This window comes from Burkholderia sp. BCC0097 (assembly GCF_902832985.1).
GTDB lineage: Bacteria > Pseudomonadota > Gammaproteobacteria > Burkholderiales > Burkholderiaceae > Burkholderia > Burkholderia orbicola.
Genome location: NZ_CADFDM010000009.1, coordinates 178361 through 197215 on the forward strand (window position 1 = coordinate 178361; position 18855 = coordinate 197215).

Genomic DNA, 18855 nt, shown 5'->3' on the forward strand with positions numbered 1-18855 from the left:
CCGGTTGCGCGGCGCCGCACAGTCTTGTACGGTGAGCGTTCGTCGTTCGAACCGGAGCCCGCCGCGTGAGCCGTACCGCCAACCGATCCGCCGTACCGTCGCCGTTCTGGCGCGACACCGCGCTGCCGTTCATCGAGGCGCGCACTGTCGACGACGGGCGCGCGATCTGCTACGCGAAGCACACGCACGACACGTTTTCGGTGGGCGCGATCGTCGGCGGCACGAGCACGTACGTGAACGGCGCGACGAACGCGCACGTCGGGCGCGGCGTGCTGGTGATCATCGACCCGGAGCAGGTGCACGCATGCAACCCGTACGGCCCCGATGCGTGGGCGTACCGGATGGTCTATGTCGACGTGCCGTGGCTCGCGCGGCTGCAACACGCGCTGGGCCGCGATCCGAACCGCGATTTTCACGGGTTTTCGCCGAAGTTGACCGAGCGCGGCGATCTGTTCGCGCGATTTGGCGGCTTCTACCGCACGCTCGTGTCGCCCGGCATCGATGCGCTCGGCAAGGAGAGTGCGGCGGTCGAATTCTTCACCGCGTTGCACGGCGCGCTCGATCGCGAACCGCCCGATGCGCGGCCGGGCGACGACAACGCGAAGCTCGCGCGCGCGGCCGACTACATCGCCGCCCATTGCCGCGAGGCCGTCTCGCTCGATGCGATCTGCGCGGCGGCCGACCTGTCGCCGTCGTACCTGATCCGCGCATTCAATGCGCGTTACGGGATGACGCCGCATGCATTCCTGATCGATCGGCGCGTGCAGTACGGCCGCACCGAATTGCGGCGTGGCAGGCCGATCGCCGAGGTCGCGCTCGACGCCGGCTTTGCGGATCAGGCTCACTTCCAGCGCGCGTTCCGGCGGATCGCGGCCGCGACGCCCGGGCAGTACCGCAGCGCGATGCGCTGACCGCCACGGCCGCTACACGTCGAGCAGAAGCAGCGCGCTGCCCGCGAGCAGCAGCGCCATCAGCCGGTTGAACACGCGCATGCGCCGCGCGTTCGCGAGCCGGTGCCGTAGCGACGCGCCCGCATAGCCCCAGCATGCGATCGACGCGAAGCAGATCACCAGATACAGCGCGGCGAACTGCCAGACCTGCGCGCGATCGCCATCGGCCGCATACGCGCCCATCGCGGCCACGCATGCAAGCCACGCCTTCGGATTGAGCCACTGCATCGCCGCGCCGGACGCCGCCGACGGGCCGGCCACGTCCGGATCGGCCGACAACCGGCCGTCGTCGAGCACGAGCCGCAGCGCCATATACAGCAGGAACGCGATCCCCGACCACTGCGTGGCCGTCGTCAGCACGGGCCAGCGCGCGAGCGCCGCGTGCAGGCCGAGGCCGATCAGCAGGAACAGCGCGACGAAGCCGAGCGTGGCGCCCGCCGCGTAGCGCAGGCTCGCGCCGAGGCCGTGGCGGGCGCCCGCGCTGAGCGCGACGATGTTGACGGGACCGGGGGTGATCGACGAGGCGAGCGCGAACGCGGCCATCGAAACCAGCATGCTCATCAGGTGTCTCCATGCGACATGTTGAAAGTCGCATCGAGACTACGGGCGCGGCGTCGGCCCGTATTGAAGAAAACTGCCCTCGGCGGCGCGGTCGGGATTCACGTCATGCTGAGCCGGGTGCAGCGCTCACGGGCCGACCGAAAGCGACAGGACGCAGGCGTGGCCGCCGAAGCCATCGAGTCTCATTTCACGGATGGGCGGGCGTCGCGAGCGCGTCGAACGCATCGGCTTCCGGAAGCTGGCGCCACGACTCCGGGCCTGCGTCGATTTCCTTGACCGTCAGCAGGCACGCATCGAGTTCGCGACGCAACTGGACGTGATCGATCGACTGCCCGATGAACACGATTTCCTGCCGGCAATCGCCCGCCGGCTCTTCCCATTGCTTCAGCACACCCTCGCGACGATAGTCGTCGTGCGGCCAGTCCGACGGTGGCGTAAACCGCCACCATCGGCCAACGTAGCCCCACTGGAACGTGTCGCCGGCCTGCACGAGCATGGCGGTTTCCGCATATCGGTGCGCGGCCCACACATATCCCTTGCAGCGAAGCAGTCGGCCGTTGGTCCAGGGGCGGCGCAGCCACGCGAGCAGGCGCGCAGGATGAAACGGTGCACGTTCGCGATAGACCCACGATGCGATTCCGTATGTATCCGATTCCGGCGGACGTTCGTCGGCCTGCATGCGTTGCATCCATCCCGGCGATTCGACGAGCGCCGGTAGATCGAAGCGTCGCGTATCGAGGACGTCCGACGGATCGACCTTGCCGTGCTGCATCGGCAGGATTCTCGCCGATGGATTCAGTGAGGCCAGAATCGCGCGCAGCCGCTCGAAACCCGCGTGGCCGATCCGGTCGAGTCGGCTCACGAGGATCACGTTCGCATATTCGACTTGTTCGATCAGCAGGTCCGACAGCGTGCGCGGCGGACCGGCATCGCCGCCGTTCGCGAGCGTGGTGTCGCGCGTGACCGGTTCGGCCGACGCGATCATGTCCTCGAACGTCTCGCCGTTGACCACCGTGACGAGCGTGTCCAGCCGCGCGAGTTCGCTGAGGCTGAAACCGTCCCGGTCGAGAAACGCGAACGTCTCCGCGACCGGCATCGGCTCCGAGATGCCCGTCGACTCGATCAGCAGATAATCGAAGCGATGCTGCCGCGCGAGCGTGCTGATCTGCTCGAGCAGATCGGCGCGCAGCGTGCAGCAGATACAACCGTTGGTCATTTCGACCAGTTCGTCCTCGCCGCGATGCAGCTCGACGTTGCGCCGCACGTCGTCGGCGTCGACGTTGACCTCGCTCATGTCGTTGACGATCACGGCGACCTTCAGGCCGGCGCGATTGCGCAGGATATGGTTCAGCAACGTCGTCTTTCCGGCGCCGAGGAAGCCGGACAGCACGGTGACCGGAATCCTCGGCGGCGGGGTGGCCGGCACGTGTCGATTGGCCGGCGTCGTCATGCGCTCTGCCCGGATGCGCGATCCAGGTAGCCTTCGAACAGGTCGACCACGACATAGCCGTCGTCGGCGGCGTCGCCCCACAGGTCCTTCACGCGGAACTCGACATGATAGGTCGGTTGATGCGCGGCGCCGGTGTCGCCGTGGCCGATCGCATCCGGGAACGGCCACGATTCGGTCGTCCGGTGCAACACGACGCCCGTCTTGCCGCGAACGTAGCCCGGCGCGCGGATGTGTCCGCTGACGTATTCGTCGCGAACGACGACGCGATCGCCGACCTCGAACCGCGTCGACTCGGCCGGGGCCGCCCGGCCGGCGGAGCGCGGCGGGTTCGCGAGCCGGAAAGGCGAACCGAGCGCGCGGTCGAGTTCATCCTGCGTGAGCACGCCGGTTTCGACGAGCAAGGTCGCGGTCGCGATCACGTAGCGCTCGTAGTAGCGCGTGCCGACGTGCTGGCGCACGTCGATGCGCTCGACTGCGTGACGTACCTCGTCGACGCTGAATTTTTTCAGTTGGTCCACCCCGACGAACATCAGGCTGTACGCGAGATGTTCCCAGTCTTCCTTGAAGACCGGTTTGTAGCCGAGGCTGTTGATCGTATGCGGCACCGGGCCGAAACCCTGGAATCCGCCGAGGTCGTGAAAGCCGTCCATATGTGATCTCCGAGTGGAAGGTCGAGAGCGAAACGGGGTGCGCGTCAGTGCGCGCGCGGCAGCGCGACGCCGATCAGCACGTCCTTCGTGACGAGCGTGCGCAGTTGTTCCTCGGTCATGTGCTCGGTGCCGGCCGGCCGCACGGGCAGCACGAGATAGCGGCTTTCGGCGGTCGTATCCCAGACCTTCACGACGACGTCGTCGGGCAGGTCGGTGCCGAGCTCCCGCAGCACCGTGCGCCCTTCGCGCACGAGCCGCGCACGATATTCGAAGCCCTTGTACCACTCGGGCGGCAGTCCGAGCACCGGCCAGTTCGTGCATGAGCACAGGCTGCAGACGATCACGTTCTTCAGTGTCGGGGTGTCCTCGAGCGCGACGATGTATTCGCCCTGCGGGCCGGTGTAGCCGAACTGCGCGCATGCGGACGTGCCGTCCTTCAGCAGAAGTTCGCGAAATGCCGGGTCGACCCACGCACGCGCGACGATGCGCGCGCCGTTGGCCGGATCCCAGGTCGTGGACATCAGCTCGGTCAGCGTGTCGATATAGCCGTCTGGAATCAGGTTCTTCTCCTTCATCACGCGAAACAGCGCCCAGGCGCGTTCGCCGGGCGTCGAGACGGTTTCCTCGGAAGGAATCGTGTTCATCGTGGGGCTCCTTGTCGTGGTTCGGGTCGACCGCCGCCACGGCGTGGCGACTGCCGTGGCGGGGTGTGGGTGCGACGTGTCGTGTCCGTCACGCTCGACGAGCAGGGTAAGAAGAGAAAAAACGCGGTTCTTTGCCGGCACGGATCGGAAACTGTGCCGAGACGGCCCCGTGGCGCGGCAGGCGACGACGCGCAACGGATGCGCGGCGATTCGCGGCGATTCGCGGCAATTGACCGGCGCCCGGCGCGAAAACAGTGGCAGCCGGCGCACGTTTTGCGACCGTTGTATGGCATCGGGCGCGCAGGTCCGCCACAGCCAATTTCTTGTTCCGCCGGAAAACAGAACTGCGGATTTTGCCTTTCTATTCTCACCCTCAAGCGACGGCCGTTCGATGTCGCGAATCGTCGGCACTCCCCGAGTACCGGCGGAACAACAGTCAGCCAGCACCCCGCGATTCCACCGTCCGGCGACGGTTCCCGTTCGTCGTACGTCGAGCGTGGCGGTGTCTGCGCATCCAGGTGAGGAGCATGATGGACAACGTCAACAGAATGAAACTGAAGCGCGTCGCGCGCTGGATCGGCCTGTCGCTGATGGTCGTCGCATCGCATTACGCGGGCGCGGTCGAGGTCGATCCCGGCGACTACGAGCAGTATCCGGTGGGCGCGACGATCGGCGTGCTGTACTACAACTATTCGGCGACGAACGCGTACTACGCGAATGGTCACCGGACCTCGGATTTCGACCTGCAGTCCAATGTCGGCATCGCCCGCCTGCTGCATGTGTTCCAGCTCACCGACCGGCTCACGATCGATCCGCAGGTGCTGCTGCCGTTCGGTCACATCAGCAGCTTCGGCAACGCAGGCGCACTTGGCAGTACGAATGGTGTCGGCGACGTGATCCTGACCGCGCCGTTGAAATTCCGCCTGAACGAAGCGAAGGACGTCGTCGCCGCGACGGTCTACGTTTACGCGCCGACCGGGAGTTACGACCAGAACCGCGGCCTCAATCTCGGCGCCAACCGCTGGTCGCTCGATTTCCAGGCAGCCTACGTCAAGCACTTTTCGCCGCAGTGGGCACTCGATCTCGTCGGCGACGCGATCTGGTACGGCAACAACACGTCGTACGGCGCGAGCGGTGCGACGCTGCATCAGCGGATGAGCTACAGCGCCCAGGCGATGGTGCGTTACATGCCCGATCCGGGCACGTCGCTCGGCATCGGCATCACCCAGCTCTGGGGCGGTGAAACGAGCGTCGACGGCGCGGACAACAACGACGCGCTGCGCACGACGCGCCTGCGGATCACCGCGGCGAAGTTCGTGACGAAGGCCGACCAGGTGCAAATCCAGCTCGGCACCGACCTGAGCGTGCGCAACGGTCCGAAGAACAGCGTGCTCGCCGGTCTGCGTTACGCACACATCTTCTGACGACCCGCATGCACCGGGATAGGGCCGGTGCATGCCGCTCCGTGTCCCCCAACGTCGAACCCTCGACACCCGATTCCCTTTCCAGAGAGGTCACGCATGGAATCCGCCATCGACAAACACCTGATCTGCCCGCGGACGCTGTCGCGCCGCGTCGCCGACGATTACCAGCCGCCGTTCCCGATGTACGTCGCCCGGGCCGCCGAAGACCTTAACCAGGTCGTGATGGGCTATTTCGGCGTGCAATACAGCGGCGCCGACAAGCGCGCGGCGGCGCTGGCCGCGTTGCGCCGGATCGTCGCCGATTTCGGTGCGCAGGACGGCCCGAACAACTTCGACCTGACGCAACACACCGACGACGAGGGCTACGAGAACCTGATTGCCGTCGGCTACTGGCGCGATCCGGCCGCGTATGCGCGCTGGATCGCGTCGCCGGCGCTCGTCGAATGGTGGGCCTCCGACGCACGCCTCGCGGACGGAATCGGCTACTTCCGGGAAATCGTCGCGCCGCGCGCCGAACAGTTCGAGACGCTTTACGCATTTACGAGCGATTTCCCCGGCGTCGGCGCGATCATGGACGGCGTCAGCGGCGAGATCGAGGAGCACGGCTACTGGGGCTCGATGCGTGACCGGTTCCCGATCTCGCAGACGGACTGGATGGCTGCGGACGGCGAGTTGCGCATCGTCGACGGCGATCCGGCTCGCGGCGGCCGTGTGGTCGTACTGGCACACGACAACATCGCGCTGATTCGGTCCGGCCAGGACTGGCGCGCGGCGGAGAGCGACGAGCGCCGGCTGTATCTCGAGGAGATCGAGCCGACGCTGCGCAGCGGAATGCAGTTCCTGCGCGACAACGGCAAGGACGTCGGCTGCTACAGCAACCGCTACGTGCGCTCGATCGATCTCGACGGCAACCTGCTCGACGAGAGTTACAACATCGGCCACTGGCGCTCGCTCGACCGCCTCGAGCGGTGGGCCGAATCCCATCCGACGCACCTGCGGATCTTCGTCACGTTCTTCCGCGTCGTCACCGGGCTGTCGAAACTGCGGCTGTATCACGAAGTTTCAGTCTTCGACGCAAAGCATCAGGTCTACGAATACGTGAACTGCCATCCGCGCACCGGACTGATGCGCGACGCTGTCGCCATCGCCCGCTGAATCCCGCCGGCGCCGCCCAGGCTGGCGGCGCCGCTTACCGAACTGGAGAACGTCGATGGCCATCAAACGCCCGACCCGCGAACAACTGTCCGACATTGCAGCCGGTTTCGGCTTTCATGTCGATTCCCGCCAGCTCGCCGACTACGACGATGCACTGCAGGCGAACTTCGACGCGTACGACGTGATCGACGCGCTGCCCGACCATCTGCCCGTCGTCGCGTATCCGCGCACGCCCGGCTACCGCCCGGAAGGCGACGAGAACCGTTACGGCGCATGGGCGCGCAAGAGCACGATCCACGGCGCCGCCGACGGCAAGCTGCGCGGCAAGACGGTGGCCGTGAAAGACAACATCTGCGTCGCCGGTGTGCCGATGCGCAATGGCGCGAGCACGTTCGAGGGCTACGTGCCCGATATCGATGCGACCGTCGTCACGCGGGTGCTCGACGCCGGCGCGACGATCGCCGGCAAGGCGACCTGCGAGTACTACTGCTTTTCCGGCGGCTCGCACACGAGCGCGTCGGGGCCGGTGCACAATCCGCGCAAGGCCGGACACTCGTCCGGCGGCTCGTCGTCCGGCAGCGGCGCGCTGGTCGCGAGCGGCGAGGTCGACATGGCGCTCGGCGGCGACCAGGGCGGCTCGGTGAGAATCCCGTCCGCCTATTGCGGCATCGTCGGGATGAAGCCGACGCACGGGCTCGTGCCGTACACCGGCGCGATGCCGATCGAGGCGACCGTCGATCATCTCGGGCCGATGACGGGCAGCGTGCTCGACAACGCGCTGTTGCTCGACGTCATCGCGGGCGACGACGGGCTCGATCCGCGCCAACGGATGTTGCCGCCGCGTGCCGATTATCTCGGCGCGATCCGCGACGGCATCGCGGGTCTGCGGATCGGCGTGCTGCGCGAGGCGTTCGGGCTCGCGAATTCGGAGAAAGTGGTCGACGAGGCCGTGCGGGTCGCCGCGCTGCGCTTGCGCAAGCTGGGCGCGAGCGTCGACGAAGTGTCGGTGCCGCTGCATGCGGCCGGCACCGCGATCTGGCTGCCGATTGCGGCCGAGGGCGCGACGCAGCAGATGATGAAGGGCAACAGCCATGGTTTCAACTGGGGCGGCCTGTACGTGACCGGCATGATCGATCATCACGCGGGCTGGCGCGAGCGCGCCGACGAGCTGCCGGATACCGTGAAGGTGACGATGCTGCTCGGTGAATATTTCACGAGCCGGTATCGCGGGCGCTATTACGCGAAGTGCCAGAACCTCGCGCGACGCTTGCGATCGGCTTATGACACGGCGCTGCAATCGTACGACGTATTGCTGATGCCGACCGTCCCGATGCGCGCGTCGGAACTGCCGAAGCCCGGCTGTGCGATGTCCGAATCGCTGACGCGCGCGTTCGAGATGCTCGCGAATACCGCGCCGTTCGACGTGTCCGGGCATCCGGCCATGTCGCTGCCGTGCGGGGTAGCCGACGATCTGCCGATCGGGCTGCAACTGGTCGGGCGTCGCTTCGACGAGGCGACGATCTACCGCTGCGCCTATGCGTATGAACAGTCTTCCGATTGGCGCCAGACGACCTTCGCATGACATCCCCGGCGCGGCCGCGCATCGCCGCCGCGCCGCCTGTCGGTCCGGCCGGCAACGCGGCTTGCACGGTTGCCGATTGGACAATGCGCTTTTGAACGGGCACGCTACCGGTTGCGTGTTGGCTAAACGATGTGGGGCATGACCATGACGATGCGTCCTTTTCCGCGCGCCGCAAGCGGCGACGCGCCCGGCCCGGCGTCCGACGGCCCGCCGGGCGAATGGACGAATTCGGCCATCGAGGTGGCGACCGACGGCTCGGTCAGCCAGCGTATCGAGTTCTGGCGCGAGACGATTCTGCGTTTGTTCGCGGACGTGCAGATCGCGGCCGTGCAGAAAGCCGATTTCTTCGGCCAGGTGCGGCAGCGCAAATGCGAAAAGATGCGGATCTCGGAAATCTACGCAAGCGAACAGGCCGTGAGCCGGCGCTATCGCCAGGCGCGCAGCGAGTATGAGGACAAGTATTTCGGCGTATTGATGCTCGAGGGCAGCCAGTCGGTCGAGCAGGACGGCAAGATCGTCACGCTGCATCCCGGGGATTTCGCGATCTACGACGCGACCCGGCCGCACCACCTGCAGTTCGGGCAGTCGTGGCGCGAGATCGTCGTCAGCATTCCCCGCGCGACCCTGAACCAGCTCGTCGTCGGGATGGAACACCGCACGGCCTGCCCGACGCACACCGGGGCGGGCGTCGGCAGCGTCATGCGGGCGTTTCTCGAACAGATGTCGTCGCAGATCCGCAGCGTGACCGAGGACGAGATGCGGCAGTTGTCGGATACCGCGATCTCGCTGATCGCGATGACGCTCGGCGGCATGCAGCGCAACGACCTCGCGCAATCGAGGATGAAGGCGTTGACGCTGACGCGGGTGAAGCGGCATCTGCTCGAGCACCTGCACGATCCGGAGCTGAGCCCGATGATGATCGGGCGGTCGATCGGGATGTCGTCGCGGTACATCAACAAGCTGTTCGAGGCCGAGAACACGTCGCTGATGCGTTACGTATTGAACCTGCGGCTCGAACGGTGCGCGCAGGATCTCGCGAATCCGCAATGCGCGGTGCTGCGCGTGTCCGACATCGCGTTGCGCTGGGGATTCAACGACATGTCGCATTTCAGTCGCGTGTTTCGGGAGCGGTTCGCGATGTCGCCGCGGGCGTGGCGCGAGCAGGGCGGCAAGCCGCGCGCGTAACGCGTCGTTCCGGGCCGCGTTCGCGGCGGGCAAGCGCCGATCGGAGGCGGCTGGACGTCGACTGGCGCGGCCGCCGTCAGTGCAACGCGCGCGGCGCGTGCGTCGGGCGAGCGTCGTGCGGATCGGCCGGATTGGCTGATTCGGCAGAATCGGCCGGCCCGGCGGCGTCGGCCGGACGCAGCGCGCCGCCCGGCCAGGGCTGCGTCGACACCGAGAAGCCGAACGTATTGACGCCGCCCGAGCACGCGACGAACACGCCGCCGCCGTGCATCTCGGCCACGGCCTTGACGATCGACAGTCCGAGCCCGTGATTTTCCTTGCTGTTCGCGCGTGCTTCCTCGAGCCGGTAGAAACGCTCGAACACGTGCGAGCGCTGCACCGGGTCGATCGGCTCGCCGGGGTTCGACACGGCCATCTCGACGAGCGTGTCGCGGCACGTGATCGTCACGTTCAGCGTCGCGCCGGGCGCCGAATGCTGGATCGCGTTGATCAACAGGTTCGTCATCGCGCGGCGGAACAGCGACGGATCGACGGCCGCGCGCGCGTCGCCGTGCAGTTCGGCACGCAACTGCGCCTCGTCGAGCGGGATTTCGAGGAAGTCGAGCATGCGCCGCACCTCGTCGGCGAGCGACACGTCCTTCAGGTCGCTCGCGCGCTCGCCGCGGTCGCTGCGCGACAGGAACAGCATGTCGTTGATGATCACGCGCAGCCGCTCGAATTCCTCGAGGTTCGACTGCAGCGTCTGGCGCATCCGGTCGACCGAGCGGTCGCGGCTCGTCAGCGCGACCTGGGTCTGGCCGATCAGGATGCTGATCGGCGTGCGCAGCTCGTGCGCGACGTCCGCGTTGAACGCTTCGAGCCGCGCATAGGTTTGCTGGATGCGTTCGAGCGCGCCGTTGAACGAGGTGGCGAGATCGCGCAGCTCGGTCGGCAGCGCGTCGGTGTGCAGCCGCTGGCGACGGTTCGTCGCGCTCACGCTCGCGGCGTCCTGCGACAGCCGGTCGAGCGGCGCGAGCCCGAAGCGCGCGACCGCGCGGCTCAGCAGCAGCGTGATGACGGTGGCCGTCGCGATCAGCGCGGCCAGTGTCCAGCCGAAGCGGCGCAGCATCCGCTGCGTCCGCTCGCACGATGTCGCGACGACCAGTTGCAGCGTCGGCCGCTCGCCGGCGCCGGCCACCTCGACGGTTTTCGTCATCACCGCGTAGCTGCTGTCGTTGAGCTGGTAGCGCTGGAACGCGCCGAACGGCGGATCGAGCGGCACGCCGTCGACGGGGCTGCCGAAGCGGAACGCGGGGTTGTTGCTGATCACCTGGTAGTGCGTCGAGCCGTCGGGCGGTTCGAGATCGGCGAGCTTTTCCTGCATCAGGCGGCCGCGTGCGTCCGTGGTCGCGTGCGACACGATCATCGCGGCGACCTTGGCGCGCGTGTCGAGCGTTGCGCGCAGCTCGGCGAACAGTTGACGCTCCATCATCACGAACAGCCCGCAGCCGACCAGCGTGAACACGAGCAGCGACACGATGCCGAACATCGCCGAGAGCCGCAGGATGATCGAGCGTTTCATGCGCGCCGCTCCGTGTCGCCGTCCTCGCGCGCCTCGAGCACGTAGCCCATGCCGCGGATCGTGTGCAGCAGCTTCTCGGCGAACGGACCGTCGAGTTTCGCGCGCAGGCGCTTGATCGCCGTCTCGACGACGTTCGCGTTGCTGTCGAAGTTCACGTCCCACACGAGTTCGGCGATGGTCGTCTTCGACAGCACCTCGCCGCTGCGCCGCGCGAGCACGCCGAGCAGCTGGAATTCCTGCGCGGTCAGGTCGAGCCGCGCGCCGTCGCGGGTCGCGCGGCGGCCGATCAGGTCGACGCGCAGGTCGCCGATCGAGATCAGCGTCGATTCCTGCACGCGCGCGCGGCGCGTCAGCGCACGCAGCCGTTCGATCAGTTCGAGGAACGAGAACGGCTTGGTCAGATAGTCGTCGGCGCCGCCGCGCAGGCCCCGCACGCGGTCGTCGACACGATCGCGCGCGGTCAGCATGATCACGGGCGTCTGTTTCTGCGCGCGCAACGCACGGAGCACGCCGAAGCCGTCGAGCTTCGGCAGCATCACGTCGAGCACGATCACGTCGTAGTCGAATTCGACGGCTTTCCACGCGCCGTCCTCGCCGTCGAGCGCGGTGTCGACGACCCAGCCTTCCTCGGTCAGGCCGCTCTTCAGGTATTCGACGACTTTCGGTTCGTCTTCGACGATCAGCACTTTCATGTTCGTATTCCGCTAACCGGGTTAAGGGCCGACGCCCGCGGTGCGCTGCGGGCCCGCCGACGCGACGTCGGACGGCGCCGGGCCGCTCGCCGCATCGCCGTCCCAGCCGCCGCCGAGCGCCTTCGCGAGAAACACGACGAGCGCCGCGCGCTGGCCCTGGATCTGCACGGCCTGGCGCTCGCTCGTCAGCAACTGCTGCTGGGCCGTCAGCACGTCGATGAACGGCGTCAGGCCGCCCGCGTAGCGGTCCTGCGCGAGCGAGACGAGCTTGCGCGCGTCGTCGACGGCCGCGGAAGCCTGCTGCGCGGCCTGCGCGAGCACCGACAGCCCGGTCACCGCATTTTGCACCTCCTGGAACGCGGTGAGCACGGTCTGCCGGTAGCTGGCCTGCGCGGCGACGTAGCCGGCCTGCGCGAAATCGACGCCGGCCTTCAGCTTGCCGCCCTCGAACAGCGGCTGGCTGAGCGAGCCGCCGACCGACCACAGCAGCGCCGGCACGGTGAACAGGCCCGCGAAGCGGGTCGCGTCCCAGCCGATGTCCGGCGACAGCGTGATGCGCGGGAAATACGCGGCGCGCGCGACGCCGATCTGCGCGTTCGCGGCGGCCATCGCGCGTTCGGCCGACGCGACGTCGGGGCGCCGCTGCAGCAGGTCGCTCGGCATGCCGGTCGGCAGCGCGGGCGCGTTGATCGGCACCACGCGCGGCGGCAGCGAGAAGGCGGGGGCCGGCGTGCCGACCAGCGTCGCGATCGCGGTTTCGACCTGCGCGCGCTGCTGGATCAGCAACTGCGCCTGCGTGCGCGTCGCGTCGAGCTGCGCGCGTTGCTGCAACAGGTCGAGGCCCGACACCGCGCCGAGGTCGTGGCGCGCGCTGACGTAATCGAGCGCCTTCTGTTGCAGGTCGATCGAGCGCTTGACGACGTCGATCTCGGTGTCGAGCTCGCGCAGCGTGAAATAGCTCGACGCGAGGTCGGCGCTCAGCACGAGGCGCGCGTTCGCGAAATCGTCGCGCGCCTGCTCGGAGTTGGCCTGCGCGGCTTCGACGTTGCGCCGCACGCGGCCGAACAGGTCGAGTTCGTAGCTGACCGCCGCGCCGACCTGGATGTCGTTCTGCACGGTCGACATGCTCTGCGTCGCGTAGTTGGTCTGCGGCCGGTCGGCGGAGATCTTGAAGCGCTGGCCGCTCGCGTTCAGCCCGACGGCCGGATACTGCGCGGACGCCACCGACGCGAGCGTCGCTTTCGCCTGGTCGTAGCGCGCGGCCATCGCCTTCAGATTCTGGTTGTTGCGCAGCGCGTCGGCTTCCAGCGCGTCGAGCTGTGCGTCGCCGAACGCCGTCCACCAGGCGGGATCGAGCGGCGCGCGGGCCGGCGCGGCCGGCTGCCAGTATGCGTCCGCTGGGTCGAGCCGCCACGCGGCCGGCGTATCGACGGGCGGGCGCCGGTAGTCCGGGCCGACCGTGCAGCCGGCGAGCACCGCGGCCGCGACGATCGCGACGGCGCCGATCGCGGCCGGGTGCACGCGGGGGCGCATCGCGATCACGACTTCGCCCCCGCGACGGCAGAGGCCGGCTGCGCCGCCGGCGCCTGCACGACGACCCGGTCGCCGGTCGCGAGCGCGTCGCTCGGGTTCGCGACAAGGCGGTCGTTCGGCGTGATCGGCCCGTCGACTTCGAGCGTCTGGCCGATCGTGCGCACGACCGTCACCTGTTTCAGATGGACCTGGCCGTTCGCATCGACGGCGGCGACCGTCGGGCCTTCGGCGCGGAACAGCAGCGTATTGGCCGGCACCTGCAGGCGGCCGACCGGCGTCATCGGCAGCGTCGCCTGCACGTACGCGCCGGGCAGCAGCCGCCCGTCGGGGTTCGGCAGCGTGATCTCGATCTGCAGCGAACGCGTCGCGACGTCGATCGCCTGCGACGTGCGCGTGATCGTCCCGTCGAAGGTCCGCCCCGGCAGCTCGGCCTGCGCGACGCTCACGTGCTGGCCGACCTTCACCTGCTGCGCATACGCCTGCGGCACCTGCACGTACAGGCGCAGCCGGTCGGCCTGCACGACCGTGAACAGCGCGCGGCCCGCGTTGCCGGAATTGACGAGATCGCCGACGTCGACGTTGCGCTGCGTGACGATCCCGTCGATCGGCGCGACGATCCGCTGGAAGCCCTTCAGCTCGGTGAGGCGGCGCATGTTCGCATCGGCCGCCGCGAGGTTCGCGTTGCCCTGGCTGAACGCGCCTTGCCGGTCGTCCAGCTCCTGCTGCGACACGGCATCGCGCTGGCGCAACTGCTGCGCGCGGTCGAACGACGTCTTCGCGAGCGCGAGCGCGGCTTGCGCCTGCTGGCGCTGCGCGGTGGCCTGCGCGAGTTCCTGGTTCAGCTCCGGCGTGTCGAGTTCGGCGAGCGTTTGCCCCTGCTTCACGTGCGCGCCGATATCGGCCTGCCAGCGCAGCACGTAGCCGCTGGCGCGCGCATAGATCGGCGCCTCGACGAAGCCGCGCAGCGTGCCGGGCAGCGTCAGCTTGCCGCCGGTGGCCGCGTCGACGGGATGCACGACGCTCACGTACTGGCGCGTGTTCTGCTCGGCGACCGCGTCGAGGCGATGCTGGTTCAGCACGTTGACCACGATGGTGCGTGCGGCGCCGGCGGCCAGCAGCACGCCGATCACGATCAGGACGATCCGTCCGCGCCGCGACACCGACGCGCGCGCCGGCAGGTGCATGCCGTGTTCGTCCACCTGGATGCCGACGGCGCTGTGATGTTTCTCTTCCATGAATTCAACCAATTCAACCGGGTAGTAGGTGAAAAGCAGGGCGAAAGTCAGTGTCCGGCCTGGCGCGCACGCCGCCGGGCCAGCCGCGCATGCACGCCGCCGAACACGAGCGGCACGAACAGCAACGTCGAAACGGTCGCGAACAGCAGCCCGCCGATCACCGCGCGGCCGAGCGGCGCATTCTGTTCGGCGCCTTCGCCGAGACCGAGCGCCATCGGCACCATCCCGATGATCATCGCGAGCGCCGTCATCAGCACCGGCCGGATGCGGGTCGCGCCGGCCTCCAGCGCGGCCGTGAGCGGCGGCGCGCCCGCCGCGAGGCGCTGCCGGGCGAACGACACGACCAGGATGCTGTTCGCGGTCGCGACGCCGACCGTCATGATCGCGCCCGTCAACGCGGGCACGCTCAGGTGCGTGCCGGTGATGAACAGCATCCACGCGATGCCGGCGAGCGCGGCCGGCATCGCGCTGATGATGATCAGCGGATCGAGCCACGACTGGAAATTGACGACGATCAGCAGGTAGACGAGCACGATCGCCATCGCGACGCCCGCGCCGAGGCCGAGATACGACGTGCGCATCGTCTCGATCTGGCCGCGCATCGCGAGGCCGGTGCCGCGCGGCAGCGACGCGCGCGCGTCGGCCACGATGCGGTCGATTTCGCCCGCGACCGCGCCGAGATCGCGTCCTTCGACGCTCACGTACACGTCGATCGCCGGGCGGATGTTGTAGTGCGTGATCACGGCGGGGTTCGCGGTGCTGCGCACCTGCACCAAGTTGCCGAGCAGCTGCAGCGGCGCGCCGGTGCGGCCGCTGGCCGAGATCGGCGTGCCGAGCAGGTCGTCGACCGACGCGATGTCGTATTGCGGGGTCTGGATCTGCAGCGGGTACTGGACGCCGGTGCGCGGGTTGATCCAGAACGAGGGCGTCGTCTGCGAGCTCCCCGACAGCGAGATCAGCATGTTCTGCGCGACGTTCTGCGCGGAGAGATTGAGCTGCTGCATGCGCGTACGGTCCATGTCGGCCAGCAGGGTCGGCTCGTCGTTGCGTTGCAGCACGTGCACGTCGACGGCGCCGGGGATTTGCCTGATCTTTTTCATCAGGCTGCTCGCAATGGTCATGTTACTCGCGAGATCGTTGCCGAGCACCTGCACGTCGATCGCGGCCGGCTGCCCGAAGTTGAGGATCTGCGTGATGATGTCCGACGGCTGGAAGAAGAACTCGACGCCCGGGAAGCGCTGCGGCAGCAGCGTGCGCAGTGTTTCGACGTAGTGCCCGGTCGCGCGGTGGCCGGGCTTCAGCGCGATCAGCAGCTCGCCGTCGAGCGTGCCGATCGTGCCGGCGTTGCTGTACGACAGGTTGATGCCGCTCACCGGCAGGCCGAGGTTGTCGACGATCGCGCCGAGCTCGTCGGGCGGCACGGTTGCGCGGATCACGCGCTCGACCTGGTCGGCGAGCCGCGCGGTTTCCTCGATCCGGTAGCCGGTCGGCGCGCGCACGTGCAGCCGGAGATTGCCGGAATCGGCGTTCGGGAAGAAATCGCGGCCGAGCATGAACACGAGGCCGGTCGACAGCACGCAGAAGCCGAGGAAGCACAGCGCGTAGAAGCGGCGGCGCACGAGCAGGATGCTGAGCAGCACGATGTACCACGCGCGCAGCCGTTCGAACGCATGGTTGAACGCGTGATGGATGCGTGCGAAGCGCGACGTCGAATGATCGGCGCCGGTGTTCGCCTGCTGCGGGCGGAACAGCAGCATCGCGAGCGTCGGCACCAGCGTGCGCGACAACACGTACGACGCGAGCATCGCGAACACCACGGCTTCCGCGAGCGGCACGAACAGGAAGCGCGCGACGCCGGTGAGGAAGAACATCGGCACGAACACGATGCAGATGCACAGCGTCGATACCAGCGCGGGCACCGCGATCTCGCCCGCGCCTTCGAGGATCGCGTCGTGCAGGTTCGTCCCCAGATGCAGGTGCCGCTCGATGTTCTCGATCGTGACGGTCGCGTCGTCGACGAGAATGCCGACCGCGAGTGCGAGCCCGCCGAGCGTCATGATGTTGATGGTCTCGCCGAGCGCGGACAGCGCGATCAGCGACGTGAAGATCGACAGCGGGATCGAGATCGCGATGATCAGCGTGCTGCGCCAGTTGCCGAGGAACAGCAGGATCATCATCGCGGTCAGCACGGCGGCGATCAGCGCCTCGTGGATCACGCCCTGGACGGCCGCGTTGACGAACACCGACTGGTCGAACAGCGGCGTGATCGTGAGCCCTTCGGGCAGCGTCGGGATCACCTTCGGCAGCAGCGCCTTCAGGTCCGACACGACCTTGAGCGTCGACGCGTCGCCGCTTTTCAGGATCGAGATCAGCACGCCGCGCTGGCCGTTCTGGCGCACGACGTTGGTCTGCGGCGCGAAGCCGTCGCGCACCGCCGCGACTTCGCGCAGGTAGGTCGTCGCGCCGTTGATCGTCTGGACCGGCAGGTTGCTGATGTCGGCGACCGTATCGGCCGACGCGTTCGTGTCGATCCGGTATTCGGTCTGACCCATCTTCGCGGTGCCGGTCGGCAGCACGAGGTTCTGCGCGTTGACCGCGTTGACGATGTCGGCCGGCGTGAGGCCCTTCGCCTGCAGCGCCTGCGGGTCGAGGTCGATCGCGACCACGCGCGTGCGGCCGCCGTACGGGAACGGAATCTGTACGCCCGGCACCGTGATCAGCTGCGGGCGCAGGAAGTTGAGCGCGATGTCGGCGAGCGACTGCTCGCTGAGCGTCTGGCTCGACAGCCCGAGCTGGATCACCGGAATGCTCGACGCGGAATAGGTGATCACGAGCGGCGGCGTGGCGCCCTGCGGCATCTGCCGCACGATCGCCTGCGCGGACGACACCGTCTGTGCGATCGCCGTCTGCACGTTCGCGCCCGGTTGCAGGAACACCTTCACGACCGCGATGCCGGGCAGCGACGTCGATTCGACGTGCTGGATGTTGTTGACGGTGGTCGTCAGGATGCGTTCATGCACGGACGTGATGCGGTTCGTCATCTCCGTCGCGGAGAAGCCGCTGTAATTCCAGATCACGCTGATCACGGGGATGTTGATCGCGGGCAGCACGTCGACCGGCGTGCGCATCAGCGCCAGCGGGGTGGCCAGCACGATCATGATGGCCATGACGATGAACGTGTAGGGGCGCCTGAGCGCGAGATTGACGATCCACATGAAGGCGGCGGGGCAGGCGGTGATCGGCGGCGGTGAAGGGAACCCGAATGATAGGCGTCGGCCCGCAACGGGTTACTGTCGCGAAACTGGCGGAATTGTCAGGTTGGGGCGTGGCGTCCGTCGGCCGATTCCGCGGACGGAATGCGTCGTCGCGATGGCGACGGTTTCGCGCATCGGGCGGCGCTCACAGCTGCTCCATGCCGAAGCGCGCGAGCGCGTCGAGATCGACGACCTCGATCTGGTTGTACGCGAGCCGCAGCGCGCCGAGCTTCTCGAGCTGCTGCAGCGCCTGGTTGATCCGCTGGCGCGACACGCCGACGAGCATCCCCAGTTCCTCCTGCGAGATCGACAGCGACGGGCCGGTGTCCGGGTAAAGCGCGGGATTGAACAGTTGCGCGAGCGCCTGCGCGACGCGCGCGTCGACGTCGAGCAGCCGGCTGTTCTGGATCGACGCGATGAATTCGCCCATCCGGTTGTTCAACTGATGAATCACGAAGCGCGTGAACGGCAGGCTCGTGTCGAGCAGCGCATGGAACGTGTCGACCGGCACGAACAGCACGGTCGAGCGCTGGATCGCGACGACCTCGTACTTGCGCAGCTCGCGCTTGATCACGCTGCCTTCGCCGAACCAGCCGCCCGACGGCACGCCGGAGAACGTGCAGCCGCGCCCCGACACGTTGAAGATCGCGAGCTTCAGCAACCCCTGATGGACGCCGATCCAGTATTCGGACGGCGCGAGCCGGTGCGCGATCACGTCGCCCGCTTCGCACTGCGCGACGTGCGACTCGGCCAGCACGCGCGCCTGGTGTTCGGGCGCCAGCGTGCGAAACCACGCGCACTGGCCGAACAGCGTCGCGAGCGGCGCCAGCGGGCCCGGTTCGGGGGGCATGTCGGCCGGCTGGGCGGCCGCTTGAGGGTGGTCGTGCATCGGTGCGGGTTTGCGAGGATAGGGATAACGCGCAGCGCTTGGGCGGCACTCTGTCGTTTCGATGACAGACGGCTCACAATAGCGCCCGTT

Annotated in this window: 15 protein-coding genes; 5 read left to right on the forward strand and 10 right to left on the reverse strand. The window is 67.8% G+C overall.

The annotated features are described in order from the left end of the window. The first annotated feature begins 65 nt into the window (after positions 1 to 65). The gene (locus HWX07_RS28400) at positions 66 to 911 is read left to right on the forward strand and encodes an AraC family transcriptional regulator (RefSeq protein WP_175878539.1); all 846 of its coding nucleotides are present in this window, start codon (positions 66 to 68) and stop codon (positions 909 to 911) included. Between the two features lie 12 nt (positions 912 to 923). Here the strand turns inward: HWX07_RS28400 and HWX07_RS28405 are convergent, their stop codons facing one another. The 4 genes from HWX07_RS28405 to nthA all read right to left on the reverse strand — a co-directional run bounded on the left by HWX07_RS28405 (position 924) and on the right by nthA (position 4255). Next, positions 924 to 1511 (reverse strand): LysE family translocator, encoded by a 588-nt coding sequence (locus HWX07_RS28405; protein WP_175878540.1) that lies wholly within the window; start codon positions 1509 to 1511, stop codon positions 924 to 926. A 187-nt stretch (positions 1512 to 1698) separates the two neighbouring features. Then, positions 1699 to 2961 carry a GTP-binding protein gene (locus HWX07_RS28410; RefSeq protein ID WP_175878541.1) on the reverse strand — a complete coding sequence of 421 codons (1263 nt, stop codon included), beginning with the start codon at positions 2959 to 2961 and terminating at the stop codon, positions 1699 to 1701. Continuing rightward, positions 2958 to 3611: a nitrile hydratase subunit beta gene (gene nthB / locus HWX07_RS28415; RefSeq protein WP_124461139.1), complete on the reverse strand. Its 654-nt coding sequence runs from the start codon at positions 3609 to 3611 to the stop codon at positions 2958 to 2960. The genes HWX07_RS28410 and nthB overlap by 4 nt, the downstream gene beginning before the upstream one ends. A gap of 44 nt (positions 3612 to 3655) precedes the next feature. Further along, positions 3656 to 4255, reverse strand: coding sequence for a nitrile hydratase subunit alpha (gene nthA, locus HWX07_RS28420; RefSeq protein ID WP_175878542.1), 600 nt, complete (start codon positions 4253 to 4255; stop codon positions 3656 to 3658). Between the two features lie 527 nt (positions 4256 to 4782). Between nthA and HWX07_RS28425 the strand changes: the two genes are divergently transcribed. The 4 genes from HWX07_RS28425 (at position 4783) to HWX07_RS28440 (ending at position 9601) form a co-directional block, all read left to right on the forward strand. Next, complete coding sequence (locus tag HWX07_RS28425) at positions 4783 to 5679, forward strand: transporter (RefSeq protein WP_175878543.1); 897 nt, start codon at positions 4783 to 4785, stop codon at positions 5677 to 5679. 96 nt (positions 5680 to 5775) lie between these two features. Next, positions 5776 to 6834 carry a phenylacetaldoxime dehydratase family protein gene (locus HWX07_RS28430; protein ID WP_175878544.1) on the forward strand — a complete coding sequence of 353 codons (1059 nt, stop codon included), beginning with the start codon at positions 5776 to 5778 and terminating at the stop codon, positions 6832 to 6834. A gap of 55 nt (positions 6835 to 6889) precedes the next feature. Beyond that, complete coding sequence (locus HWX07_RS28435; RefSeq protein ID WP_175878545.1) at positions 6890 to 8416, forward strand: amidase; 1527 nt, start codon at positions 6890 to 6892, stop codon at positions 8414 to 8416. A gap of 144 nt (positions 8417 to 8560) precedes the next feature. Then, positions 8561 to 9601: a helix-turn-helix domain-containing protein gene (locus HWX07_RS28440; protein ID WP_175878622.1), complete on the forward strand. Its 1041-nt coding sequence runs from the start codon at positions 8561 to 8563 to the stop codon at positions 9599 to 9601. Between the two features lie 76 nt (positions 9602 to 9677). Here HWX07_RS28440 and HWX07_RS28445 read toward each other — a convergent pair whose 3' ends face one another. The 6 genes from HWX07_RS28445 to HWX07_RS28470 form a co-directional block, all read right to left on the reverse strand. Beyond that, the gene (locus HWX07_RS28445) at positions 9678 to 11162 is read right to left on the reverse strand and encodes a heavy metal sensor histidine kinase (RefSeq protein ID WP_175878546.1); all 1485 of its coding nucleotides are present in this window, start codon (positions 11160 to 11162) and stop codon (positions 9678 to 9680) included. Beyond that, complete coding sequence (locus HWX07_RS28450) at positions 11159 to 11854, reverse strand: heavy metal response regulator transcription factor (RefSeq protein ID WP_175878547.1); 696 nt, start codon at positions 11852 to 11854, stop codon at positions 11159 to 11161. The genes HWX07_RS28445 and HWX07_RS28450 overlap by 4 nt, the downstream gene beginning before the upstream one ends. Positions 11855 to 11875: 21 nt before the next feature. Next, positions 11876 to 13387 (reverse strand): efflux transporter outer membrane subunit, encoded by a 1512-nt coding sequence (locus HWX07_RS28455; protein ID WP_175878548.1) that lies wholly within the window; start codon positions 13385 to 13387, stop codon positions 11876 to 11878. 5 nt (positions 13388 to 13392) lie between these two features. After that, positions 13393 to 14622, reverse strand: coding sequence for an efflux RND transporter periplasmic adaptor subunit (locus HWX07_RS28460; protein ID WP_175878549.1), 1230 nt, complete (start codon positions 14620 to 14622; stop codon positions 13393 to 13395). A 47-nt stretch (positions 14623 to 14669) separates the two neighbouring features. Continuing rightward, positions 14670 to 17837, reverse strand: a complete 3168-nt coding sequence (locus HWX07_RS28465; protein ID WP_175878550.1) for an efflux RND transporter permease subunit — start codon at positions 17835 to 17837, stop codon at positions 14670 to 14672. A gap of 184 nt (positions 17838 to 18021) precedes the next feature. After that, positions 18022 to 18765, reverse strand: a complete 744-nt coding sequence (locus tag HWX07_RS28470) for a Crp/Fnr family transcriptional regulator (protein ID WP_175878551.1) — start codon at positions 18763 to 18765, stop codon at positions 18022 to 18024. Positions 18766 to 18855: the final 90 nt, after the last annotated feature.